The organism is Sulfurimonas sp. HSL-1656 (genome assembly GCF_039645585.1).
Classification (GTDB): domain Bacteria; phylum Campylobacterota; class Campylobacteria; order Campylobacterales; family Sulfurimonadaceae; genus Thiomicrolovo; species Thiomicrolovo subterrani.
In genome coordinates, this window is sequence record NZ_CP147915.1 from 2,484,101 (window position 1) to 2,507,465 (window position 23,365).

The window sequence follows — 23,365 nt, forward strand, 5'->3', positions numbered from 1 at the left end:
ATCTCAACCAAAGGATAAACATATGCAAAGAAGAACATTCCTCTCTCTCGCAGCTGGCGCTTGCGCCCTGGCTGCTGTACCGGCAAGCGTCCGTGCGGAAGATTTCCGCAAATCCAAGCCGACTGTATGGACGGCTAAAACTGTTGACGATGCCCTCAAAGCAATGTACGGCACGGCTGCAACGGTCGCAGAAGGCGTCACTGTCGTTGCTCCGGACGTTGCAAGCAACGGCGGTGCAGTACCGGTCGATGTCAAATCCGACATCGCTGCGAAATCCATGATCATCGTCCAGAACGTCAACCCGGAAGCAGCGGTTATCGTTTACGACCTCAACGAGTACAGCATCATCGACTTCTCCATCAAGATCAAGATGAAGGCTTCCGGTACGATCACAGCAGTCGTACAGGGTACAGACGGCAAGCTCTACAGCGGCTCCAAAACACTCGACGTTGCACTCGGTGGTTGTGAGGGCTGATCGCCTTCGCCTATAGAACAAAGAAATAGAAAGGTTATATCATGAGAATCAAAGCAAAACTCAAAGGTAATGTTGTTTCTGTAAAAGCGATGGCGAAGCACGACATGTGGACATACGATATCGCTGAGAAGAAAACCGGCGACCGCAACAACGCGAACTTCATCACGCACATCGACGCAAAAGTCGGCGCTGCAACCGTTATGGACGCGTCTGTCAGCCAGTTCCTCTCCAAGAACCCGATCTTCAAGTTCGCATTCAAAGGCGACTTCAAAGCGGGTGACGAACTCGTCATGACTTGGGTTGACCTCAAGGGCAACACCAAGACTTCCAAAGCCAAAATCAAGTAATCCCCGGGTGGGCGCTTCGGCGCCTCACCGTTTTCTCCCCAAGGTACCAACCGTGTATAAACACCGCATCATCACCCTCTTACTTTTTATGTCGTTCTTTTTCTCCTTGTCCGCACGCGATATCGATCTCAACCGTATAGCACTCGACACGGCCAAGCAGAAGAAGACCCTCCTGGTATGGCTTCACAAAAAGGATTGCGGCTACTGTGAAGCAATGTATGAATTCACCCTCGGGGACGAGAAAGTCGCCGCTTTACTTGAATCATCATTTCAGCTCGTCGATATCAACATCAACGACAAGGATATAGTGACCCATAATGGCTTCAAGGGCAGCGGACACGACTTCGCCAAACATGTCGGGTACAATTTCTACCCCTCATCGCTTTTCCTGAATGCGGACGCAGCGCTCATCTTTGCTGCCCCCGGCTATGTCGAGGAGAAGGATTTCTTCAACATGCTCGGCTATGTCAGCAGCGGTGCATACAAATCGAAGAGCTATGACAGCTATAAGAAGACGGGAGCAGGAAAGTGAGTAAGCGCAAAGGTAAGGTACTTGGCCTGTATCATGCCCTGAAAGGGGTTGAAGGGCGTCATGAATATGAAGAGATCGAAATCGACGATCAGGGTATCCTGGGCGATAAATACTACGGTAAAAACCACAACCGTACCATTCTGATCACCTCCGAAGAGGCCAGCTATGTCATGGCGGCTGCAGAAGGTATCACCATGCCCTACGGCTCCCTGGGGGAGAATATCGTCATCGATATCAACCCCTATCACCTCCAGCCGGGCCAGCAGCTGCAAATCGGCGATACGGTTGTCGCCATTACGCAGAACTGTACCCTCTGCAGCAGCCTCGGCAAAGTTGACGAAAGGCTTCCGGAACTTCTCAAAAACGACCGGGGGATTTTCGCGAAAACCGTTCAGGGCGGTAAAATAAAAAAAGGTGATACAGTCACTATACTCTGAATTAAGCCCACAGCCGCTACACTAGTCTCACGAACTTATCACAAAGGAGTGAGATGAATCCCTTCGCGAACGCCCTTCTCTGGGCTTTTCTGTCACTGATGCTGCTCTCCAGCACCGCCGCTTCGGAAACCGCTATCCAGCAGGATATCCGTATCTTTACCGTCAAAAACCCTGCAGGAAAAATTACCGGTGCCACCATCGAAAAAGCCTTTGAAACAGCCGGTTTCCTGATCGACGGCAACAATGACATGAACAAGCCCTTCCAGGCACGGTTCGGCGCAACACACTTTCCGGTCTACCGTCTGGCCACCATCCACGATCCGGACCTCTCTGCCAAACTGATTGCCGTCAATCCGCTGATGGGGCTGCTGACACCCCTCTCCATGTCCATCTGGCAAGACCTCGAGGGCAATATGAACGTTTCCATTCTTTCCCTCCGCGGTCTTTCGCGCATGACACGGATCCCGATGAACAATCCCGATCTCATCGCCCTCGCGGACAAAATGGGCGAAGCGTTAACCACAGCACTCCCCAGCGGCCATTTCAAGCCCCTGGCCTACCAGAAGGTTGCGGATGCCTCCATGCCGCTTTCCGTCACGTTCCAGGCCACGTTTGAGACGTCGAAAGACGGAACCATCCTCGATGCCAAAGATGATTTTGAAGCGGAATTCGAAGCGGAGATGGAGCCGATAGGCTTTCTCTTTCCAGGTTTTATCGACGTCAACGAGGAGCTCCAGGAGCGCGGAAATGACGGTTTTGACTTTTACGACACCTATTCCGTCTGTAAACTCGACGTCATCTTTCCCATCCACAAAGTTCATCCGGAAGTCGGGGCCTTTGCACCCTGTACCTTTTTCCTTTACAAACAAAAAAACGACAGCGTTGTCCACATGGGCTTCCCGTCCGTACAAAACTGGATCGCATCCACGGACATCGCCGACAAGTCCTCACTCGACCCTCTGATCAAAGCGGAGAATCTTTTTATCGACACCGTCAACGGTATCACGGAATAGTATTCGGTACGGCCATGCCGTACCGGTCCACCTTCCTTCTCAGCCCTCGCAGCCGCTCAGCTACAGCGCTATGTAAAACGGCATAAAGTCAGTAAACAGTATCGGTCAAAATGGAAAGTCTTGTATGAAGCTGTAAGGATAATGGAACCATACAGCCAAATGGCAGCATGCTTATTTGAAAGGGGTTGAAAGCTCTTTTTCGATGGCGCCGGGCGTATTGACGATACGCATAAACTCACCCATCGTCAGCATCGGATAGCTGATCGCGATGTAGTATTTTGCCGCCAGCGCTTTCGCTTTACCCTCTTCGACAAGGATCGTATAGGGAAGAATCTCGGCGTTCTGCTGACCGATCGTGTCGACAAATGCCTTTGTATCGTCGCTGAGTGCAAAACCTACAAGTGTCTTCCCCTCCCCTACGGACAGCTTGAACACGATATTTTTCCCACCGTTATACGTGTCGAGCTTGGAGACCAGTGCCGCCGTATCCCCCTCGGCCAGGTCATAGGTATCTTCATAATAGGGCATGCCTATCATAAAGTGGTAGCCCTCCAGTTTGTCAAAGGCAAAACTGTCTTCCGAAGCACTCATCGTACCCAAAGCACTCGTCAGGGACGTTGTCAACTGCTCGGCAAGGACGGGGTCATAATCCTGTTGCAAAAAAGCTTTGCCGAAGTAGACCGGGTTCGTTACGGCGATACGCTGATGCTCGCCGTCGACAAGGACACGGAGGATTGCACCAAAGCCGCGCCCCGGTTTCCCGGCAGCCGTCTGAAGTGCGCTGTTCGTGATGATAAGCGTTTCGCTCTTTGCCGTCGCCGCATAGTGTCCGACAATATCGAAACCGGCACTTTTGAGTCTGCTTTCCGCTTCTGCCGTATCCAGGTAGGCGGCATAATAGTAGGCATTGACACCTCCGTCTGCCGGCTCTGTAGCGGCAACGCCGCTCAATGCCAGGAACATCAATGTGAAATAGATCATTAATTTTTTCATTATTTCTCCTTTTGCAATCCACAAACCTCATATGCATATGAGTGGTTGTCATTACTTCCATCCGTATAGAACGAGAAATTTGGCACACAATAGTGCATTGCTCCCGTTGCGTGCCGCAGTACCAAAAGAATCAGGATCCGCCCGAGGGCGGAAAAGTAAGCGTGAGGTTTGCTTTGTTAGAAGTGGTATGCCAACTGGAATGTGACACCGAGTTGCGAGTGTGTCACTTCGTTGCTCGGACCAGTCATCCCCATTCCGTCGAGTGCGGAAGTATCGAATGAAACTTTCGTCTGAAGAGCATAAGCGATAGCCAGGTCAGCAGACAACTGATCGGTCAATGGAATTGATCCACCGAATGTCACATGCTTTTCTACGACTGCCGGGAAACCAAGCAGGTTGAAGACGTTGATTGCGGCACCTTCGAGTGTCGTACCGTCAGCCTCTTCGATCGGCTGTGCACCTTGGTTATAACCTGCACGAAATGCATATCCGTCTATCTCAAACTGGTATCCAACGGCATAAACATCCGTGTTTTTCCAGTTGAAATCTTTATAGCCTTTCGCGTCGCCCCATTTCACCTGCTTGTAGTCAAAAGCAACCGTGTTGTAGCGGTTCAGCTTGAAAGAGAAACCGGCACCCATCTCTGCCGGCTGCGTCAGTTCATCCCCGAACGGGGCAGGCAGAATGCCCAAACCTGCGAACGGCCCTGTTGCACCGGAAATCTGGCCCCGGTACTTCATCGGAATTTCCGCACGGTACACGGCACCGATTGTCAGAGCGCCGACACTATACGCGAGACCGGCATTCCATGTCAGTTTCAGATCCTGTGCAAGGCCTTCACCGACATTGGTCCCCATCGCGTTGTAGTTGATGTCCAGTGCCCCGTATTGGACGATCGGTGTAAACCCGATGCTAAATCCGTTCATTTCATAAGCAAGCGGAACGCCAAGCTGCATGAGCTGAAGCGCAGTGACCATATTCATTGTGCTTTGAGTATTCTCTCTACGGTAATCCGTACCCATACCGGCAGTCCCCCAGATGCCAATACCCCAGAAGAAATGATCCCCGACTTTATTACCGACAGAAACCTCCGGGATAACGTTAAGGTCTGCAGCGCTGTCCTGTTTACCGTTACCGTCATTGGCATCGTATTTAACATTCGGGGCGAAAAGCGTACCGCCGAATGAAATTTCAGTTCCTTTGACTGAACTCAACAACGCAGGGTTGTTAATGCCTGATTCGGCGCCGAACGGCATACCGATACTCACACCACCCATTGCACGAGATTTTGCCCCCAGCCCGATCAGGTGGTCGCCGTTTGTTGCAAATGCGGATGTCGCTCCAAATGCCAACGCCGCAGCCACAGCCAATTTAATTGTACGTGTCATTTATACTCCTACGAACACAGTAATTCGACAGAAAGCCTGTGCTTTCAACTCGGATCATTATAGATAGGCAAAAATAAATTGAATCTGAATAGAAAAAATGAAATATCACAGGATCTTATCATTATTTTAAGCAGTTTACTGAAATGGAAGAAAATAAAAGATATTTATATATAAATCTTATTGAAATGGCCCTTTTTACCCCTAAATACAGCTATTTCCGGGCATTTCTGTTTTTGATACAAAAGAGAGATTTTTTTGAGAATTTTATCATATTGTTACGTATCGAAACAATTTTTAGTTCATTTAATGTTATTTATTGCTGCTATTTTGAATATTTTTTTATTCAAAAGCCATACAAGACCAAAGGAAATGCATGTATTGAATAGCACATGCGCCTTACCAATGCAAAGAAGGCAAACATAGAAAAGATACAGATTATATCTGGGGGTAATGATCTCATATACATGCCATTCGGGCATCCAAAGCGTATTACAGTCCCGGAAAAGCAATCAGTAGAGAAAGAGCACATTTGATATTTTAAATGGCATACAAGGCGTTTAGAAAGCACACTTATCATATCGCATGACGTCATGAGAGCTGAGAGAATAAGATCAAACAAAATAGCTGCAGAGCACAGTAGCAGAGATAGAAATAGGCTAATGCAGTTGATGCCAAGTGATTGATTAGAAGTAAGGTATTTGATGATTGATTGTAAATTGTAAGTAGAAGGATAAATCCGAGAACCAGGCGGCGACCTACGTTCCCAACCCTGCAAGGGTCAGTATTATCAGCGATGAGAGGCTTAGCTTCCGGGTTCGGAATGGGGCCGGGCGTTTCCCTCTCTCTATAGCCACCTGGACAATCGGATCGAAAAGCTTCGAGAAGCTCTTGGATCCGACTGCGTGTCGGTTATGTATGTTTTATGCTAAGGGTTAGCATAAAATATGATTGTTAAAGTCAACGGTTGCAACTACAGCTATTACAGCTCATACTGAGTAAGGCAGTAAGACACTAATTTTAGGGAAAAAAGACGAACGGACTATTAGTACTGGTCAGCTAAACAGATTGCTCTGCGTACACACCCAGCCTATCAAGCATGTAGTCTTCATGCGTCCTTCAGGGAGAGTTCATCTTGGAGTTGGCTTCCCGCTTAGATGCTTTCAGCGGTTATCACATCCGAACGTAGCTACCCGGCGGTGCCCTTGGCAGGACAACCGGTGCACCAGTGGTTCGTCCAACCCGGTCCTCTCGTACTAGGGTCAGCTCTCCTCAACTCTCCTACGCCCACGGAAGATAGGGACCGAACTGTCTCACGACGTTCTGAACCCAGCTCGCGTACCGCTTTAAATGGCGAACAGCCATACCCTTGGGACCTGCTCCAGCCCCAGGATGCGATGAGCCGACATCGAGGTGCCAAACCTCCCCGTCGATGTGAGCTCTTGGGGGAGATCAGCCTGTTATCCCCGGCGTACCTTTTATCCTTTGAGCGATGGCCCTTCCACACAGAACCACCGGATCACTATGACCGTCTTTCGACTCTGCTCGACGTGTATGTCTCACAGTCAGGCTGGCTTATGCCATTATACTCTACGATGGATTTCCAACCCATCTGAGCCAACCTTTGTAAGCCTCCGTTACTTTTTAGGAGGCGACCGCCCCAGTCAAACTACCCACCAGACATTGTCCTGACAGAGGATAACTCTGCGCAGTTAGCTATCAGAATATTCAAGGGTGGTATCTCAAGGGTGCCTCATTAGCAACTGGCGTCACTAAATCAACGGCTCCCACCTATCCTGCACATGAATATCCCAATAGCAGTGTCAAGCTATAGTAAAGGTGCACGGGGTCTTTCCGTCTTTCCGCGGGTAGGAGGAATTTTCACCTCCACTACAATTTCACTGGATCCCTGGTTGAGACAGCTCCCATCTCGTTACGCCATTCATGCAGGTCGGTATTTAACCGACAAGGAATTTCGCTACCTTAGGACCGTTATAGTTACGGCCGCCGTTTACTCGTGCTTCAATTCACCGCTTCGCAAAGCTAACGGATCCTTTTAACATTCGAGCACCGGGCAGGCGTCACACCCTATACATCCACTTACGTGTTGGCAGAGTGCTGTGTTTTTGGTAAACAGTCGGGAGGGACTCTTTGCTGCGACCCGCTTCCGCTCCACCCGCAGGGGTTTCACGTACAACGGGCACACCTTATTCCGAAGTTACGGTGCTAGTTTGCAGAGTTCCTTAACCAGGGTTCTTCCACGCGCCTTAGAATACTCATCTCACCCACCTGTGTCGGTTTACGGTACGGGCGACTGTAGATATGCTTAGAAACTTTTCTCGGCACGACGGCATCAACGATTCTGTTTCTGCTCCGAAGAGCGTCGACAGCCTGTCAGATCTCGGTCTCATGTAAGGCGGATTTGCCTACCTTACAACCTACATCCTTCGAGCCACTATTCCATCAGTGACCTCGTTTAGCCCTATGCGTCCTTCCATCACGCTCTACAGTCGGTATCGGAATATTAACCGATTTGCCATCGTCTACCCCTTTCGGACTCGACTTAGGTCCCGACTAACCCTACGATGACGAGCATCGCGTAGGAAACCTTGGGTTTACGGCGAAGCAGATTCTCACTGCTTTTATCGCTACTCATGCCTGCATGCTCACTTCCATCCGCTCCAGCACTCCTTGCCGGTATACCTTCAACGCTGAATGGAACGCTCTCCTACCACTTAGTAAAACTAAGTCTAGAGCTTCGGTGTACATCTTAGCCCCGTTATATTTTCGGCGCAGAATCGCTAGACCAGTGAGCTGTTACGCTTTCTTTAAAGGATGGCTGCTTCTAAGCCAACCTCCTGGTTGTTTCAGCAACTCCACATCCTTTTCCACTTAGATGTAACTTAGGGACCTTAGCTGCTAGTCTGGGTTGTTCCCCTCTCGACGATTGATTTTATCACCCACCGCCTGACTCCCGAGGTTACACATACAGTATTCGGAGTTTGATAGGGTTTGGTACCGCGGTGAGCAGCCCTAGCCCTGTCAGTGCTCTACCCCTGTATGCTAATGCTCGAGGCTATACCTAAATATATTTCGGAGAGAACCAGCTATCACTGAGTTTGATTGGCCTTTCACCCCTATCCACAAGTCATCCGGGGGCTTTTCAACGCCCATCGGTTCGGTCCTCCACCGGCTCTTACACCGGCTTCAACCTGCTCATGGATAGATCACTCAGTTTCGGGTCTGCAGCATCTGACTAATCGCCCTATTAAGACTCGCTTTCGCTACGGCTTCGCGTTCGCTTAACCTTGCCAGATACCACAACTCGCAGGCTCATTATGCAAAAGGCAGTCCGTCACCCCTCATAAAGAATGGGGCTCCGAATGATTGTAAGCTATAGGTTTCAGGTTCTATTTCACTCCGTTCACCACGGTTCTTTTCACCTTTCCCTCACGGTACTGGTTCGCTATCGGTCTGGTAGTAGTATTTAGCCTTGGAGGGTGGTCCCCCCATGTTCAGTCAAGATAACACGTGTCCCGACCTACTCGAATAACATGTAGATAGTTTTCGCTTACAGGGCTATCACCTTCTATGGCTCCTCTTTCCAAAGGATTCTGCTAACACACTACACGCTTTAGGGCTAGTCCCATTTCGCTCGCCGCTACTCTGGGAATCTCGGTTGATTTCTTTTCCTCAAGGTACTGAGATGTTTCACTTCCCTTGGTTCGCTCCCCGCAGGGTGACATGACTCGCGCCATGCCGGGTTGCCCCATTCGGAAATCCCCGGATCAAAGCTTCTTGGCAGCTCCCCGAGGCTTATCGCAGCCTAGTACGTCCTTCATCGCCTCTACCAGCCTAGGCATCCACCTATAGCTCTTAATATCTTTATTCTAATTAGCGCTTACTGCCTTACTCAATATGAATAAGACTGTAATATTTAATTGTAGTTGCAATACTTACGAAGTAATCTTCATAAATATTTGTTGACTTTAACAATGATAATTCAATGAACGTTTTAGACTCTTATACACTAAGAAGTCTAATATGAATACTTCATCAAGTACTCGTATTAGGCTTCGTGGTGGAGAATAGCGGGATCGAACCGCTGACCTCCTGCGTGCAAAGCAGGCGCTCTCCCAGCTGAGCTAATTCCCCACATAGTGATCCTGGTGGGCCTAGGAGGACTTGAACCTCCGACCTCACCCTTATCAGGGGTGCACTCTAACCAGCTGAGCTATAGGCCCCTTCTCGGCATTTCTAATTCAATAGAACATAGATCACTGAAAACTAAGCAAGCAAGCGGACAGACACAATCTGAAATGTGAGATTTTCTCTTCGGGCCACCAAACGAATGGTGCCCGGTTACTCTAGAAAGGAGGTGATCCAACCGCAGGTTCTCCTACGGTTACCTTGTTACGACTTCACCCCAGTCGCTGATTCCACCGTAAGCGGTAGCTACTTTAGCTTCCCGATTTCGGGTGAAATCAACTCCCATGGTGTGACGGGCGGTGAGTACAAGACCCGGGAACGTATTCACCGTAGCTTAGCTGATCTACGATTACTAGTGATTCCAGCTTCATGCACTCGAGTTGCAGAGTACAATCCGAACTGAGAGACGCTTTATGAGATTGGCTCCACCTCGCGGTATCGCAACTCTCTGTACGTCCCATTGTAGCACGTGTGTAGCCCTGGCCGTAAGGGCCATGATGACTTGACGTCGTCCTCACCTTCCTCCTCCTTGCGAAGGCAGTCTCCTTAGAGTGCCCAGCCGAACTGCTGGCAACTAAGGACGAGGGTTGCGCTCGTTGCGGGACTTAACCCAACATCTCACGACACGAGCTGACGACAGCCGTGCAGCACCTGTTTTCAAGCTCCAGTAAACTGGCACTTCCGTATCTCTACAGAATTCTATCAATGTCAAGGCCAGGTAAGGTTCTTCGTGTATCTTCGAATTAAACCACATGCTCCACCACTTGTGCGGGTCCCCGTCTATTCCTTTGAGTTTTAATCTTGCGACCGTACTCCCCAGGCGGAATGCTTAATCTGTTAAGTGCATCACCGAAGTAACGAGTACCCCGACGACTAGCATTCATCGTTTAGGGCGTGGACTACCAGGGTATCTAATCCTGTTTGCTCCCCACGCTTTCACGCCTCAGCGTCAGTTATGTCCCAGCAGATCGCCTTCGCTTTCGGTATTCCTAGTGATATCTACGGATTTTACCCCTACACCACTAATTCCATCTGCCCCTTCCATACTCTAGGTTCCCAGTTTCAAGTGCAGTTCAATGGTTGAGCCATTGGATTTCACACCTGACTTAAAAACCCGCCTACGCGTCCTTTACGCCCAGTGATTCCGAGTAACGCTTGCTCCCTCCGTATTACCGCGGCTGCTGGCACGGAGTTAGCCGGAGCTTATTCATTAGGTACCGTCATTTTCTTCCCTAATAAAAGGAGTTTACACACCGAAATGCGTCATCCTCCACGCGGCGTTGCTGCATCAGGGTTTCCCCCATTGTGCAATATTCCTCACTGCTGCCTCCCGTAGGAGTCTGGTCCGTGTCTCAGTACCAGTGTGGCGGATCATCCTCTCAAACCCGCTATGTGTCATCGCCTTGGTGAGCTCTTACCTCACCAACAAGCTGATACAATATAGGCCGATCCCATAGCGAAAAACTTTCCCTGCGAACAGGAGTATCCGGTATTAATCACCGTTTCCAGTGGCTATCCCAGACTATGGGGCACGTAACCTATACATTACTCACCCGTGCGCCACTCGTCAGCAATAGTGCAAGCACTATCCTGCTACCGTTCGACTTGCATGTGTTAAGCACGCCGCCAGCGTTCACTCTGAGCCAGGATCAAACTCTCCATAATTGAAAAGACGCTTCATAAATGAAGCGATTACTGATCCAGCCCAAGATATAAAATCATTGGCTGTATAGTGTCTATCACTATAAATAGTAATAGACGGTTAAATTGTGTCTTATCTAAGTAAGACTTCCAGACCTTGTCTGTCCATCCCACTTGCTTAGTTTTCAATGATCTCAAACTTTCGCGATCTTCAACCCGAAGTCCCGCTAGATAGGCCTCTTTTCGATGCCTCTCATCGTTTGTGGACGGGAATTATAGGGGATTTCAAAAGCAATGTCAAGAGGTTTTTGCGAGGAATTGCAAAATATGTCAAATTTCTTTTTTTTGGCCCTTTTTCACCCCATTTTTGTTACGAAAATATACATAACATGGATCTGCCGCCAGTAATAACAGCTATTTTCACGCCAAACCCTCTGAATTTATTTACTATCTGTTTGACATGGACCTTGTATAGTTCAGAAATCAAACTCCAATATATAGAGGTATAGACTATGGGACTTTATGATAGAGAATATGCACGCGGCAGGGCAGCGGATCACTACGCAGCCAACCGCAGTGAAACACAGATCGTTTCCTTTGTAAAAGAGACCTACAAACTGTTTGCCGCTTCACTGATGGCTGCGGCTGTCGGTTCGTACGTGGGGATTCCTATCGCCGGGACCCTTCAGGCGATGCACTGGCCGCTCTTTTTCCTGGTCATCGGTCTGCTGATCGGCCTGCACTTTGCCAAGCACAAGCAGGGGCTCAACCTGATCCTGCTTTTCGCATTCACGTTTGCAACCGGTATGATGATCGCACCGCTGCTCTCCGTCATCCTCGGTATGTCCGGCGGAGCGACGATTGTCGGTAACGCCTTTGCTATGACCTCCGTCATCTTCGGCGCCATGAGCTTCTACGCCATCCGCACGACAAAGGACTTCACCTCTTTCGGCAAGCCGCTCTTTATCGCCCTTCTGGTGATCATCGGCTTCTCGATCGTCAATATCTTCCTCGGCAGCCCGCTGATGGCCGTCATTATCTCCGCCGCGGCGGTTTTCCTGTTCAGCATCTTTGTCGTTTACGACACGCAGGCGATCATGCGCGGGGTATTTGAAACACCGATCGAGGGCGCCGTTGCCCTCTACCTCGACTTCTTCAATATTTTCGTGAATCTGCTCCAGCTCCTGGGCATCTTCGGTGGCAACGAAGACTGACGCTCTTTCACCCGATCTCTTTCGGGTGATCGACGCCAACCTGAACCGCCTCAAAGAGGGCATCCGCGTGATTGAGGATATCGCCCGCTATCTCCAAAACGACAAAGCAACCGCTTCCAGTCTCAAAGCCCTTCGCCACCGCAGCAGAATAAACGATCTGCAAAACCTGCTCTCTTCCCGGGACAGCGTGAACGACGTCCTTCGTCCGACGGTACAGAGCGAACTGAACCGCTCCTCGATAGAGAGCATCCTCATCGCCAACTACAAACGGGCCCAGGAGTCGTCACGGGTTCTGGAAGAGATGTATAAGATCGTCGACCCTGCCCTCTCCGAAACCTTCAAGCAGATCCGCTACGAGCTCTATACGCTGGAAAAAGGGCACCTGCTCAGTTCTGAATAAAGAGCACCTCGAACTCCAGCCGGTCTGACGGATAGTTCTCCATCAGCTGTTTCGTCTCTTTATAGGTAAGAACATTCCGGTTCCCGCTGACCCCGCTGCGCTTGATATAACGGAACATGTCGCGGGTATTGTCAAAAGCGAGCGAATAGCGGACCACTTCGCACGACGCGTTGAAAAAACGCTTTGCCAACCGCTCCACTTCATCGGCACTCCGAAGCAGCGGCGGCAGCCCCGCCGTTTTGAACAGGGTTCCGAAGGTCCCTGCCGTGAAGATCGCAAGGGAGACCGGCGCATTCAGTGAACGGATCAGCGCGAAGGTGTGCGCCAGGTCCGGCGACCACTGGAGAGCGGAGGCGGAAAAAACACGGTCAAAGTGTGTGGCCTTCAACGAGGCATAAAGTTTCGGATCGTCGAAGTCGCCCTGGAGACATGTAATATGCTCCCCCTGGGGATGCAGCACCAGCATCCCCGGCGCAAAATCAATGCCGACAAGCTGCTGATAGGGCCACGCTATCTGCTCTGCGACGGCACCGCGCCCACAGCCGATATCAAGCAGATGCTGCGGTGCATCCTTTACCCCGGCGACCAGTCTTTGCGCCACCTTCTTCTGAATAACATTGTAGCTGCCGTAATGGTCGGCGTAACGGGAAAATTCGTTCTGAACGTTCATCGGCGGTTGATCAACAGGGAGATCACAAAGATCAGCAGTACGCACATGACGATAGTCGCGCCGCTGGGAAGTGCGAAGGCGTAGGAGAGCAGCATGCCGGCGGTCACCGAAAAGAGGGCAAAAAGAACCGAGAGTCCGACCGTAACAGAGAAACCCTGGCGGAAACGCAGGGCCGCGACGGTGGGGATGACCATCAAAGCACCGATCAGCAGGGTCCCGACGATGCGGATGGAGAGCGCAATGATCACCGCGACGATACTGACCAGCATAAAATTCAGCAGCGTCACCGGGATGCCGCCCGTTTTGGCGACCTCCTCATCGAAAGCGATGAAGTAGAGCTCTTTATAGAAGTAGCCCAGCAGTGCCAGCGCCGGGATCCCCACGGCAAAGATCGTCCAGACCTCTTCCCGCGAGACGGAGAGGATGGAACCGAAGAGGTAGCTGAAGAGCGAACTGTTGAACGCCCCCGCCAGGGAGACGATGATGACGGCCAGGGCAAGCGAACCCGATAAGAAGATCGCCAGGACGGCATCGGAATAGAGGTGAAAGAAACTGCGCAGGTACTCGATGGTCCATGCACTGAGCAGTGCCGCCGCCACCGCCATCCAGACCGGGTTCGTCTCGGTCAGGATCCCGACAGCGACCCCGACCAGGGCCGAATGCGCCAGGGTCTCCGTCAGCAGCGCGTAGCGGCGCAGGACGACGAAGGCCCCGCTGATAGAGGCCAGCAGCGCGATCATGATCCCGGCGAGAAACGCATTGACCATAAACTGGTATTGGAACAGTTCCAGCATCGCATACTCCTCGTCAGTGCCGGTGGTGCGCGCTGAGCAGGTGCGCATCAATGCCGTAGAGTTCGCTCATGCCCTCGCAGCTGAGCAGCGTCTTGGGGTCGTTGCATGTTGAGAGCCGCTGGTTGACCGTAAAGACCCGCGCGATGTCGTCGGCGATCACACCAACATCGTGGGTCACGAAGAGGATCGTCAGACGCTCATCACGGTTCAGCTGGCGCAGCAGGGCGTAAAAACGCTGCTGCGAGGGCTGGTCCACCCCCGTATTGGGTTCGTCGAGAATCAGGACTTTGGGCTCCGAAGCCAGCGCGCGGGCGATCATCACCCGCTGGCGCTGCCCGCCGGAGAGCTCGCCGATCAGTTTCCCCCGCAGGTCCGACACTTCCATCCGCTCCATGGCATGCTCGATATGGCGGCGGTCGTCATCGTGCCAGCGCTTGTCCCATCCGATCCCGGAGATGCGCCCCATGCTGACGACCTCTTCCACCGTACCGGGAAAGAGGCGGTCCGTCTGGGTCACCTGCTGGGGGACATAGCCCACCTGTTTCCAGCGGCGGAACTGCTTTTGCGGTTCGCCGAAGAGCCGGATCGTGCCCTCTGTGGGTTTTTGCAGGCCCAGCAGCAGGCGGACCAGGGTCGTCTTGCCGCCGCCGTTTGGACCGATCACGGCGCAGTACTCCCCCTGCAGTACCTTCAGCGACACGTCCGAGAGGATTGTCTGCCCGCCGACACTGTATCCCAGATGTTCCACCTCGAAAACGGCGGGTTCGAAGGTCATCGACACTCCAATGCGTCATGCAGTTTCAGGAGGTTGGCATTCATCAGGCGAAAATAGTCCGCACCGATCTCGTCGGCGGTAATGTTCGCCAGCGGCTGCAGCACATCCACACGCACGCCCGTCTCCGCCGCGAGCGACGCCACCAGCTTGTCACTGACAAACGATTCGTAAAAGAGGGTCTTGATGCCGTGTTCGCGTACCGTATCGGTGAGTTGCGCCATCGTTTTCGCATTGGGCATCGTATCCGGAGAGAGTCCGGTAACGGCCTCGACATGGAATCCGTACCGCTCGGCAAGATAGCCGAAGGCGTTGTGGCTGACGACGATCGTGTCCAGCCCGCAGCCGCTCAGGCGTTTGCGGTAAAGGGTGTCAAGCGTCTCAAGCCGTTTGATATAGGCAGCGCCGCGTTCCCGGAGTTTCCCGGCATCCAGCCCGGGGAATGCCGAAGTGAACAGTTGTTCTGATGCCTTGACAAGCGCTATCATATTGTCGATGTCGAGCCAGTAGTGCGGATCGGCACCGTGATGATCGTCATCGTGCGTCTCTGCCGCTTCGTCGTGGTGCGCATGCCCCCCTTCGTGCAGCCGGACGTACCGGCTCATATCCTTCGCGTTGCCGAAGGATTCGAAAGGTTCGGCCCAGGGTTCGAGGCCGGCACCGCTGTAGAGAAACAGCCGGCACTTCTCTACCCGGATCATATCCTGCGGCGTCGCTTCAAAGGTGTGGACATCCCGGCCGAACGGGATCAGCATCGCCACCTCGGCATCCTGCTCCAGCAGGTGGCGGGCGATGTCATAGAGCGCAAACGTCGTCACGACGACATCCGCTTTGCCGGCCTGCACCTTTTTTGCGGGCACGGCGACCACCAGGGCCACCACCAAAACGATTAACAGTACCAGCAAAACAATGATCGCTTTTTTCAAAATCTCTCCACGGCTTTCTTCCCCGAATTATAGCGAAGCTTCCCGTCCCATTAAAGAATGGGGTTTTTTTCGCTATAATTCGCCACTTTAAAGCGAATGATTAAGGATAACAATGACTTCTTTCTTGCTGATCGTCCAGGTTGTACTGGTGATCCTGCTGACCATCGTCGTACTGCTGCAGAAGAGCTCCAGCATCGGCCTGGGAGCCTACAGCGGTTCCAATGAATCCGTCTTCGGTGCCAAGGGTCCGGGAAGTTTCCTGGCAAAAACAACGTTCTTCTTCGGCTTCCTTTTCGTTGCCAATACGATTGCCCTGGGGTACTTCTACGCGCAGGCCGCCAACAAATCCGTCGTTGATGAGATCGTCACACCGGTGACGGCGGCAGCCCCGGCTGCAGCGGAGAGTACGGTTGCCCCTGCAGCCCCGGCTGCCGAAGCCAACGCCTCCAACTAATCCCGCCATGCGCAGCTTCCTGCTGACTGCGCTGCTGCCGCTGGTACTCTTCGCGGACGCGCACATCTTTGTTTTTCACCGCTTCGGGGATGCGCGTCATGCCTCCACCAGCACCGCCATTGAGACCCTCCGTGCCGAATTCGATTATCTCAAGACGAACGGCTACAAGGTCATCCCCCTCTCCCGCCTGGCCAAAGCCCTGAAAGCGGGCGAAGCCATTGACGACAAGTGGGTCGTCCTTACTATCGACGACAGCTACAAAAGCTTCTATGAAAACGGCCTGCCCCTCTTCAAAGAGTACGGCTATCCTTTTACCCTCTTTGTCTATGTCGCCGCGGCGGACAAGCACTACGGCGATTTCATGACCTGGGATCAGATCCGCGATACGGCACAGTACGGCGAGCTCGGCCTGCACGGCTACGGCCACAGCCATGAGTGCCACCTCGAGCCCTATAGGCTCAAAGAGGATACCGACAGGGGGCTTCGTTCCTTCGCCAAGGAACTCCGCCGCGTACCGCGTTACTACGCCTACCCCTACGGCGAATACAACCCCGAGGTCAAGGCGGGGATCGCCGACTACGGGTTCGAGCTCATCCTCAACCAGAACAGCGGCGCGGTCAACGCGAACAGCGACCCGCTTGACCTCGACCGGACGGCACTGACCGGGGATAATCTCATTGCGCAGAAACTGAAAATCGAACGCCTGGACACCGAGTGGATCGCCCCCCTGCGGTGGCCCGAAGATGGCAGATTAAAAGAAATACACGCTAAAATTGCACCGACATACCGCACGGCGGAGTACTATATCAGCGGCCATGAATGGGTGCGTGTTCCCGTTGAAAACGGCGAAATACGTGTCAAAACCGATGTAAAGCTCGCGCTGCCGCGCAGCCGGGTCTTTATCAGGGTCGGTCAGAAACAAGAAAGTATCATCTTAGTAAAGGAGTAAGAATGCTTGACGAAATCTATCAAGAATGCGAAATGGATATGGAAGGTGCGCTCGAGCACATGCAAAACCAGTTCAAGACCCTGCGTACGGGGAAAGTAACGACGCAGGTCCTTGACGGGATCAAGATCGATTATTACGGGGCGGCGACCCCGCTCTCCCAGGTAGCAACGGTCCTGGCAACGGATGCGACGACCATTACGGTCTCCCCGTGGGAAAAACCGCTGCTCAGCGCTATCGAATCCGCCATTGCCAAGGCTAACATCGGTGTCAACCCGAACAACGACGGCGAGCAGATCAAGCTTTTCTTCCCGCCGATGACCGTCGAACAGCGCCAGGAAAGCGCCAAAAAGCTGAAGAAAATGGGCGAAGACGCAAAAGTCGCCGTCCGTAACGACCGCCGTAAAGCAAACGACACGATCAAAAAGTTTGAGAAAGACAAAGAGATCACCGAGGACGACTCAAAACGCGCCCAGGACAATATCCAGAAGATCACGGACAAAATGGTGGCAAAGATTGATGATATCATCAAGCAAAAAGAACAAGCCATCATGACGGTGTAACGGTATGGATATCAAACAGATCTACCTCGATGCCGATGCCATGCTTGAAGGCCACTTCAAGCTCAGCTCCGGCAACCATTCGCAGTTCTACCTCCAGTCCGCCAAAGTGCTCGAGGACCCCAAAACGGCCATGAAACTGGCCAACGCCCTGGCCGAACAGATCAAAACCAGCGGGGTGAAGATCGATACGGTCTGCTCCCCGGCGATCGGTGGACTCATTGCCGGCTTCGCCCTGGCACAGGCGCTGGATGCCCGCTATATCTTTACCGAGCGCGTCGGCGGCGAGATGACCCTGCGCCGCGGCTTTGACGTCAAAGAGGGTGAAACTATCCTCATCTGTGAAGATATCATTACCACCGGAGGCTCTGCCATGGAAGCGGCCGCTGCCGTCGAAGGGCTCGGTGCGAAGGTTGTCGCTTTTGCCGCCCTGGCCAACCGCGGTTTCTGCCGCCGCGAGCACAGCAGCATCGAAACAAAACCGAACTGCAAACTCCCCGGCGACCTCCCCTTCTTCGCCCTGGCGGACTTCGACTTCGAGATGTACGCCCCCGAGGAGTGCCCGATGTGCAAGGCCGGCAGCGAAGCGATCAAGCCCGGCTCGCGCGGGAACTAACCTCTCCCCTTCAGGCCGGAAATTTCTTTTTCCGCGCCCTTCAAAAAAAGCTTTATTTAAGCCCTCTTCTGCTCTTATATAGAAAAATATATAATTAAAAATTATTATACATCACACTGTGAATAACCTGTGTGTTTTTTCATCGGTCAACCTCGGATAAATTTGGGGAAACGGGTTCAATGGCTGTTCAAAAAAGTATCTACAATATGACTTCAACCCATATGTTTACTGTAATGTGTTGCTTACTAATTATCACTGCTGCATCTTTGGCTAGAGTGAATGAGGGGAATGGTCTTTTAGAAGTATTCGTGACGTCGCGTTTACAGTGTCGTTTCTGCTAGTGATGGGGAGGCCTAGCTGCTTACTGCGTTCAATACGCTTTGTGTGCTCTCGCTATGCTGCGGAATTTCGTTCCGCTGCATCGCACCTAAAAACACCAAGCAGTTGGCTCCATCGATTGGAATCCTTCGGCGGTCCTTCGGACATCGCCTATGGTTTCGCACCTAAAAACGCCAAGCAGTTGGCGTTTTCTTTACGGTGCTCACATCACAAAGATAGTCGGTGTAATCAGCGGGTACTTTTTCATTTTGCGATAGATATGCTTTCGTACGACCTGGCGCAGATCGTTCTCCATCGCTTTGGGGTTTTCGATAATCCCCGGTTTGAGGTTGGTGAGGAAGTGTTCCAGGACGTCTTCCATCTCCTGCGCAAACGCTTTGTCCTGCTTGTCCGGTACCAGGCCGAAACTGCTGACCTTCGGCTTGGAGATCAGGTGCGAATCCGCTTTGCTGACCTGGGCGATGATCATCACCATCCCCTCCGTCGCCATCTTCTGGCGGTCGATGACGATATCGTCCTCGATCAGGTTGTTGCTCTGGTTGTCGATGTAGGTCTTGCCGGACTTGACCGTTTTGACCTTGCGCATGTACTTCGGTGCGATTTCGACGCATTCGCCGTCGCTCATCAGGTAGATATTGCGCTCCGGTACCCCGCAGGCGATCCCCGTATCTCTGTGGCGCATAACGTGGTTGTATTCGCCGTGGATCGGGAGGAAGAACTTCGGCTGCACAAGGCGCAGCACCAGTTTCTGCTCTTCCGCGCCGCCGTGACCGGAAACGTGGAGGTCACGGTCCCGCGCGACTTTGGCACCGGCACGCTCGAGGTGGTTGAGCATCTGCGAAATAGAACCTTCGTTCCCCGGGATCGCGCGGGAAGAGAGAATGATCAGGTCGTTCGGCTTGATCTTGATATGGCGGTGCTCGCCGATCGCCGTGCGGAACAGTGCCGAGTTGGGCTCACCCTGTGAACCTGTCGTAACGATCAGGACGTCCTTGTCGTTCATGCGGCTGACATCGTCGGCATCCACGAAGATATTCTTCGGCAGCTTGATGTATTCGTACTGCATCGCCACTTCGAGGTTGCGCTCCATGGAGCGGCCGATGACACAGACCTTGCGCCCGTACTTGATCCCCGCCTGGATCGCCTGGAAGACACGGTGAATGTTCGAACTGAACGTCGAAAGGATGATGCGTCCCTTCGTCTTGGAGAAGACGCGGTCGAGCGCCGGGGCGACGGAGAGCTCGCTCGGCGTCACCTCGCTGTTGTACGAATTCGTCGAATCCGAGAGCAGCGCCAGAACACCCTGGCTGCCGTAGTGCGCCAGGCGGTGCAGGTCCGCCGGGAAACCGTCAACAGGGGTATGGTCGATCTTGAAGTCACCCGTATGGATGATCGTTCCCGCTTCCGTCGTCACCGCGATAGAAGAGGAGTCGATGATGGAGTGCGTCATGTGCATCCACTCAATCTGGAAATCGTTCCCGATCTGGTAGACGACGCGCTTTTCAATCGGGCGGAAGTAGCGGCGGAACTCTTTGAGGTGATGCTCGTCGAATTTGTTGCCGATCATCGCCAACGGCAGCGCCGTACCGTAGAGCGGGAACTGCATCTCTTTATAGAGATACGGGACCGCGCCGATGTGGTCTTCGTGGGCGTGGGTGATGATGACACCGACGATCTTGTCCTTGATCTCGCGGACATAGGTGAAGTCCGGGACGAGAATATCGACGCCGTGCATCTCTTCGTCCGGGAAGCTCATCCCCACGTCGATCAGGATCGCTTCGTTATCCGTTTCCATGACCATCATGTTCCCGCCGATCTCGCCGAGACCGCCCAGCGGAGTGATACGGACCTTCGCCTTCACTTCCGTGTCGATATTCATGTGCGGGTTGATACGGACGCGCTGAGACGCCTCGTTCTGGCGTGCATTTTCCAGCAGGCTCTGCTCCGTCGGTGCCGGCGCGTTGCGGCGGCGGTTGCGGCTGCCGCCGGAACGTCCGCCGCCGGTTTTACCGCGGTTTTCGCCACGGTTTTCCCCACGACTCTCTCCGCGGTTTTCGCTACGGTTCTCTCCACGGTTTTCACCCCGGTTCTCCCCGCGGTTGCCGCCGCGGCCGCCGCGGTTGCGGTTCTGGCTCTGGCCTTCGCCCTCTTTTTTCGCTTCACCCTCTTTGGGTTTCTGGCGGCTGCGGCTGCGGCTGCGGCTGGAAGAGCGGCGGCGCTGGGAGCCGTCGCGGTTCTGTGCCGGTTTGTTCTCTGTATTTTGTTTCGCTTCTGCGACAGGGGCTTGTGTTTCTTCTGACATCCTAACTCCTTGCAGTACGCCCCTCGGGCGTCACTGTTAATGTAATTGTGTATAGAGTTGGTGATAGTCTGCTGTCGAGATCTGGTGAGGACGAACGGTAGAGGGATAACCGCGAGAGGATAGTGCGGCCAGGACCTCATCTTTACCGTAGCGCGTGGAGAGATTTTTGAGCAACGTCTTGCGCGGCTGGGCAAATGCGGTTTTGAGCATCTGTTCAAACGCGTCTGACGCCCGATTCGCCGTTTTTTTCATGAGCAGGACGGCAGAATCGACTTTGGGCGGCGGGGTGAACGCTTCGGGCGGGACATGGACGAGGATACTGACCTCTGCCACGCTCTGGGCTATCACACTCAGTGCACCAAAGTTTTTCTCTCCAGGTGAAGCGGAGAACTTCTCCGCGACTTCACGCTGTACCATAACAAGCAGAAATTCGCACTTCGTATCGGCGAGGGCTTTGAGGATAATGTTCGTCGCGATGTAGTATGGCAGGTTGGCCACCAACTCGTAAGGAACATCAAGCAGCTCACTCTTCCAGTGCTCGAGGACGTCGCCGCAGTGCAGCGTCAGTCGACCGGTAGTGATCTCATCCGTGAAAACTTCATTCAGGTGCTTGCATAGATCGGTATCGACCTCAAAAGCATCGACGCTTTTGACATCAACTAAAAACTTAGTTAAATCACCTAAGCCAGGCCCGATCTCCGCAACGTGTCTGTCGCTCTTGGGCATCGCTTCGATGATCTTGCGCAAAACGCTCTGATCTTTCAGAAAATTCTGGCCGAACTGTTTTTTGGCCACAATCTTTGTGTTATTCATGGCACATTATACATCAATTTCCATTAACTTTGCATGGGTGCCGGGGGCAGCGGCTACATAAGCCCCCTCAGCATCAGGTACCAGTACATTGGTTTGAGCATGTACACGTCGAAATACCACCAGAGCATGCGCGGTTTTTCCGGCGCCAGGAACGGGATCGTCGGTGCGAATCCTTCGTAATTGAACTCGGCCATAATGATTTCGCCGTACTGGGTTTTGAGCGGACAGACCGTATAGCCGTCGAACTTCTCTTTGGGCGTTTTGCCCTGCATGACCGCCAGCAGGTTGTCCTGCAGCACCGGACCGTGGTGCCGTGCCGAACCTCCGGTTTTCCCCATCGGGATGCCGCAGACGTCACCGATACCGAAGACGTTCGGGAACCGGGGATGCTGCAGCGTATATTTGTCCACTTCGAGCCATCCGTCGCCGCCGGCCAGCGGGGAATTGACGACGGCATCCGGCGGGCTCATCGGCGGTACGATATGGATAAAGTCGTACGGCATCTCGATGCGGTCGGATTTGCTCACCGTCTCGTACTCTTCAAGGTCCTCGTCATACACCTGCTCGTCATACGCATGGACATAGGTGGCGACCTTGCCCTTGACGTCGATCGATTCAAGGTGATGGCTGAAGTAGTTGGTGATGCTGTCGTAACGCTGCTGTGCCTCACCCAGCGCATCGGCAATCGGCTTCAGGAAGAAGAGGTTCGGGAAAGAGGTTGTAAAGGCATAATCCGCGGAGAGCCCCTCCTTCTTCAGGTAGTCGGCGCTGAGATAAAGGATCTTCTGCGGTGCGCCGCCGCATTTGATCGGCGTGTTGGGCTGGGTGTAGATGACCTTCGGTCTCCCGTTTTTCGCGGCCTCTTTGAGATCGTTGAACCACTCCCAGGTAATCTCTCCGCCCTTTGCAGTCCCCGCTTCGGGGTTGTTCAGGTAGACACTGGAAATGCCGTTGGTGCCGATATCGGCCTCGGTGAGCCCTTTGATGGCGTCGTAGTGGCAGACGATACCCGTTGCGACAACAAGGTAATCATACGCAACCTCTTCACCCCCGCGGGTCGTCACCCGGTTATTATCCGGATCGAATACGGCCACTTCATCCTTGATCCACGTCACGTCGTCAGGGATGAAGTCGCTGTTGGGCTTGACAATATCCTCATGCGTATAAAGCCCCGCAGCCATAAAGATCTGTCCCGGCTGGTAGAGGTGGACCTCGTTGGGGGCAATAATCGTGATATCCGGGTCCGAAATGGCGCGGTGCAGCCGCACCAGGGCCATGATCGCGCCCGATCCGCCACCGACGATGACGATCTTCCCCTTCACATCGACGGCCTCTGCGGAGGCCGCCGGTGCGGTCGATGCAAGCACGGACGCCGCTACCGGGGAGATCCCCATCAATTTGAGCGCATCACGTCGGCTCATACCTGTTTTGGTCAGCAGCACATTCTCTTCGCGCTGTTCAAACAACTCTTCGCGTTCCATCGTAGCTCCTTCTGTTTTGTCCTATTGTATGACATTTTCGTCCGTT

General features: G+C 53.0%; 20 protein-coding genes, 2 tRNA genes and 3 rRNA genes. 11 read left to right on the forward strand and 14 right to left on the reverse strand.

The features are described 5' to 3' along the window. The first annotated feature begins 22 nt into the window (after positions 1 to 22). Genes WCX49_RS12835 through WCX49_RS12855 form a run of 5 tightly spaced genes read left to right on the forward strand, consistent with a single transcriptional unit; the run spans position 23 to position 2,804 of the window. Positions 23 to 475, forward strand: coding sequence for a thiosulfate oxidation carrier protein SoxY (locus WCX49_RS12835; protein WP_345985467.1), 453 nt, complete (start codon positions 23 to 25; stop codon positions 473 to 475). Positions 476 to 516: 41 nt separating this feature from the next. After that, positions 517 to 822 (forward strand): thiosulfate oxidation carrier complex protein SoxZ, encoded by a 306-nt coding sequence (gene soxZ / locus WCX49_RS12840; protein WP_231019449.1) that lies wholly within the window; start codon positions 517 to 519, stop codon positions 820 to 822. A gap of 52 nt (positions 823 to 874) precedes the next feature. Further along, the gene (locus WCX49_RS12845) at positions 875 to 1,354 is read left to right on the forward strand and encodes a thioredoxin fold domain-containing protein (RefSeq protein WP_345985468.1); all 480 of its coding nucleotides are present in this window, start codon (positions 875 to 877) and stop codon (positions 1,352 to 1,354) included. Beyond that, entirely contained in the window at positions 1,351 to 1,791 is a 441-nt protein-coding gene (locus WCX49_RS12850; RefSeq protein ID WP_345985469.1) for an MOSC domain-containing protein, read from the forward strand. The genes WCX49_RS12845 and WCX49_RS12850 overlap by 4 nt, the downstream gene beginning before the upstream one ends. Before the next feature lie 53 nt (positions 1,792 to 1,844). Further along, positions 1,845 to 2,804, forward strand: coding sequence for a DUF302 domain-containing protein (locus WCX49_RS12855; protein WP_345985470.1), 960 nt, complete (start codon positions 1,845 to 1,847; stop codon positions 2,802 to 2,804). Between the two features lie 171 nt (positions 2,805 to 2,975). Here the strand turns inward: WCX49_RS12855 and WCX49_RS12860 are convergent, their stop codons facing one another. From WCX49_RS12860 to WCX49_RS12890, 7 genes are all read right to left on the reverse strand, one after another. Next, positions 2,976 to 3,797: a hypothetical protein gene (locus tag WCX49_RS12860; protein WP_345985471.1), complete on the reverse strand. Its 822-nt coding sequence runs from the start codon at positions 3,795 to 3,797 to the stop codon at positions 2,976 to 2,978. Positions 3,798 to 3,973: 176 nt separating this feature from the next. Next, positions 3,974 to 5,185 (reverse strand): outer membrane protein transport protein, encoded by a 1,212-nt coding sequence (locus WCX49_RS12865; RefSeq protein WP_345985472.1) that lies wholly within the window; start codon positions 5,183 to 5,185, stop codon positions 3,974 to 3,976. A 742-nt stretch (positions 5,186 to 5,927) separates the two neighbouring features. Continuing rightward, positions 5,928 to 6,043 (reverse strand): 5S ribosomal RNA (gene rrf / locus WCX49_RS12870). A 163-nt stretch (positions 6,044 to 6,206) separates the two neighbouring features. Next, positions 6,207 to 9,072, reverse strand: a 23S ribosomal RNA gene (locus WCX49_RS12875). Between the two features lie 189 nt (positions 9,073 to 9,261). Then, positions 9,262 to 9,337: transfer RNA gene (locus WCX49_RS12880), tRNA-Ala, on the reverse strand. A gap of 12 nt (positions 9,338 to 9,349) precedes the next feature. Further along, positions 9,350 to 9,426 (reverse strand) — tRNA-Ile (locus tag WCX49_RS12885). Between the two features lie 127 nt (positions 9,427 to 9,553). After that, positions 9,554 to 11,056 (reverse strand): 16S ribosomal RNA (locus WCX49_RS12890). Together the 16S, 23S and 5S rRNA genes with 2 tRNA genes alongside form the textbook arrangement of a ribosomal RNA operon. A gap of 488 nt (positions 11,057 to 11,544) precedes the next feature. On the opposite strand from WCX49_RS12890, the gene WCX49_RS12895 reads away from it, so the two are divergent. Then, positions 11,545 to 12,246: a Bax inhibitor-1/YccA family protein gene (locus tag WCX49_RS12895; RefSeq protein ID WP_345985473.1), complete on the forward strand. Its 702-nt coding sequence runs from the start codon at positions 11,545 to 11,547 to the stop codon at positions 12,244 to 12,246. Beyond that, positions 12,230 to 12,646, forward strand: a complete 417-nt coding sequence (locus WCX49_RS12900; RefSeq protein WP_345985474.1) for a thiamine-phosphate pyrophosphorylase — start codon at positions 12,230 to 12,232, stop codon at positions 12,644 to 12,646. Before WCX49_RS12895 ends, WCX49_RS12900 begins: the two co-directional genes overlap by 17 nt. Here the strand turns inward: WCX49_RS12900 and WCX49_RS12905 are convergent. From WCX49_RS12905 to WCX49_RS12920, 4 genes are read right to left on the reverse strand one after another with little or no spacing between them, the layout of a single operon-like run. Beyond that, complete coding sequence (locus WCX49_RS12905) at positions 12,633 to 13,316, reverse strand: methyltransferase domain-containing protein (RefSeq protein WP_345985475.1); 684 nt, start codon at positions 13,314 to 13,316, stop codon at positions 12,633 to 12,635. The two genes, WCX49_RS12900 and WCX49_RS12905, sit on opposite strands and share 14 nt — an antisense overlap. Next, entirely contained in the window at positions 13,313 to 14,110 is a 798-nt protein-coding gene (locus tag WCX49_RS12910) for a metal ABC transporter permease (RefSeq protein WP_345985476.1), read from the reverse strand. Before WCX49_RS12910 ends, WCX49_RS12905 begins: the two co-directional genes overlap by 4 nt. A gap of 13 nt (positions 14,111 to 14,123) precedes the next feature. After that, a complete protein-coding gene (locus tag WCX49_RS12915) occupies positions 14,124 to 14,885 on the reverse strand; it encodes a metal ABC transporter ATP-binding protein (protein ID WP_345985477.1) in 762 nt (253 codons plus the stop codon). Beyond that, complete coding sequence (locus WCX49_RS12920; protein ID WP_345985478.1) at positions 14,882 to 15,808, reverse strand: metal ABC transporter substrate-binding protein; 927 nt, start codon at positions 15,806 to 15,808, stop codon at positions 14,882 to 14,884. The genes WCX49_RS12915 and WCX49_RS12920 overlap by 4 nt, the downstream gene beginning before the upstream one ends. A 112-nt stretch (positions 15,809 to 15,920) precedes the next feature. Here WCX49_RS12920 and secG point away from each other — a divergent pair, with 112 nt between their 5' ends. The 4 genes from secG to pyrE are packed head-to-tail and all read left to right on the forward strand — an operon-like array spanning position 15,921 to position 18,384. Next, positions 15,921 to 16,262 carry a preprotein translocase subunit SecG gene (gene secG / locus WCX49_RS12925; RefSeq protein ID WP_345985479.1) on the forward strand — a complete coding sequence of 114 codons (342 nt, stop codon included), beginning with the start codon at positions 15,921 to 15,923 and terminating at the stop codon, positions 16,260 to 16,262. Positions 16,263 to 16,269: 7 nt separating this feature from the next. After that, a complete protein-coding gene (locus tag WCX49_RS12930) occupies positions 16,270 to 17,211 on the forward strand; it encodes a polysaccharide deacetylase family protein (RefSeq protein ID WP_345985480.1) in 942 nt (313 codons plus the stop codon). A gap of 2 nt (positions 17,212 to 17,213) precedes the next feature. After that, positions 17,214 to 17,771 (forward strand): ribosome recycling factor, encoded by a 558-nt coding sequence (frr, locus tag WCX49_RS12935; protein ID WP_345985481.1) that lies wholly within the window; start codon positions 17,214 to 17,216, stop codon positions 17,769 to 17,771. 4 nt (positions 17,772 to 17,775) lie between these two features. Further along, positions 17,776 to 18,384 (forward strand): orotate phosphoribosyltransferase, encoded by a 609-nt coding sequence (gene pyrE / locus WCX49_RS12940; protein WP_345985482.1) that lies wholly within the window; start codon positions 17,776 to 17,778, stop codon positions 18,382 to 18,384. 541 nt (positions 18,385 to 18,925) lie between these two features. Here pyrE and WCX49_RS12945 read toward each other — a convergent pair. The 3 genes from WCX49_RS12945 to WCX49_RS12955 are packed head-to-tail and all read right to left on the reverse strand — an operon-like array spanning position 18,926 to position 23,319. Further along, the gene (locus WCX49_RS12945) at positions 18,926 to 21,025 is read right to left on the reverse strand and encodes a ribonuclease J (protein WP_345985483.1); all 2,100 of its coding nucleotides are present in this window, start codon (positions 21,023 to 21,025) and stop codon (positions 18,926 to 18,928) included. Between the two features lie 36 nt (positions 21,026 to 21,061). After that, positions 21,062 to 21,838 (reverse strand): 16S rRNA (adenine(1518)-N(6)/adenine(1519)-N(6))-dimethyltransferase RsmA, encoded by a 777-nt coding sequence (gene rsmA, locus WCX49_RS12950; protein ID WP_345985484.1) that lies wholly within the window; start codon positions 21,836 to 21,838, stop codon positions 21,062 to 21,064. 53 nt (positions 21,839 to 21,891) lie between these two features. Continuing rightward, positions 21,892 to 23,319, reverse strand: coding sequence for an FAD/NAD(P)-binding oxidoreductase (locus tag WCX49_RS12955; RefSeq protein WP_345985485.1), 1,428 nt, complete (start codon positions 23,317 to 23,319; stop codon positions 21,892 to 21,894). Positions 23,320 to 23,365 lie beyond the last annotated feature (46 nt).

Excerpts from the sequence above, each read along its gene's own strand:
- WCX49_RS12835 (WP_345985467.1), top strand. The coding sequence starts at position 23 with ATGCAAAGAAGAACATTCCTCTCTCTCGCAGCTGGCGCTTGCGCCCTG.
- soxZ (WP_231019449.1), top strand. The coding sequence starts at position 517 with ATGAGAATCAAAGCAAAACTCAAAGGTAATGTTGTTTCTGTAAAAGCG.
- WCX49_RS12855 (WP_345985470.1), top strand. The coding sequence starts at position 1,845 with ATGAATCCCTTCGCGAACGCCCTTCTCTGGGCTTTTCTGTCACTGATG.
- WCX49_RS12860 (WP_345985471.1), bottom strand. The coding sequence starts at position 3,797 with ATGAAAAAATTAATGATCTATTTCACATTGATGTTCCTGGCATTGAGC.
- WCX49_RS12865 (WP_345985472.1), bottom strand. The coding sequence starts at position 5,185 with ATGACACGTACAATTAAATTGGCTGTGGCTGCGGCGTTGGCATTTGGA.
- WCX49_RS12895 (WP_345985473.1), top strand. The coding sequence starts at position 11,545 with ATGGGACTTTATGATAGAGAATATGCACGCGGCAGGGCAGCGGATCAC.
- WCX49_RS12905 (WP_345985475.1), bottom strand. The coding sequence starts at position 13,316 with ATGAACGTTCAGAACGAATTTTCCCGTTACGCCGACCATTACGGCAGC.
- WCX49_RS12910 (WP_345985476.1), bottom strand. The coding sequence starts at position 14,110 with ATGCTGGAACTGTTCCAATACCAGTTTATGGTCAATGCGTTTCTCGCC.
- WCX49_RS12915 (WP_345985477.1), bottom strand. The coding sequence starts at position 14,885 with ATGACCTTCGAACCCGCCGTTTTCGAGGTGGAACATCTGGGATACAGT.
- secG (WP_345985479.1), top strand. The coding sequence starts at position 15,921 with ATGACTTCTTTCTTGCTGATCGTCCAGGTTGTACTGGTGATCCTGCTG.
- WCX49_RS12930 (WP_345985480.1), top strand. The coding sequence starts at position 16,270 with ATGCGCAGCTTCCTGCTGACTGCGCTGCTGCCGCTGGTACTCTTCGCG.
- frr (WP_345985481.1), top strand. The coding sequence starts at position 17,214 with ATGCTTGACGAAATCTATCAAGAATGCGAAATGGATATGGAAGGTGCG.
- pyrE (WP_345985482.1), top strand. The coding sequence starts at position 17,776 with ATGGATATCAAACAGATCTACCTCGATGCCGATGCCATGCTTGAAGGC.
- WCX49_RS12945 (WP_345985483.1), bottom strand. The coding sequence starts at position 21,025 with ATGTCAGAAGAAACACAAGCCCCTGTCGCAGAAGCGAAACAAAATACA.
- rsmA (WP_345985484.1), bottom strand. The coding sequence starts at position 21,838 with ATGAATAACACAAAGATTGTGGCCAAAAAACAGTTCGGCCAGAATTTT.
- WCX49_RS12955 (WP_345985485.1), bottom strand. The coding sequence starts at position 23,319 with ATGGAACGCGAAGAGTTGTTTGAACAGCGCGAAGAGAATGTGCTGCTG.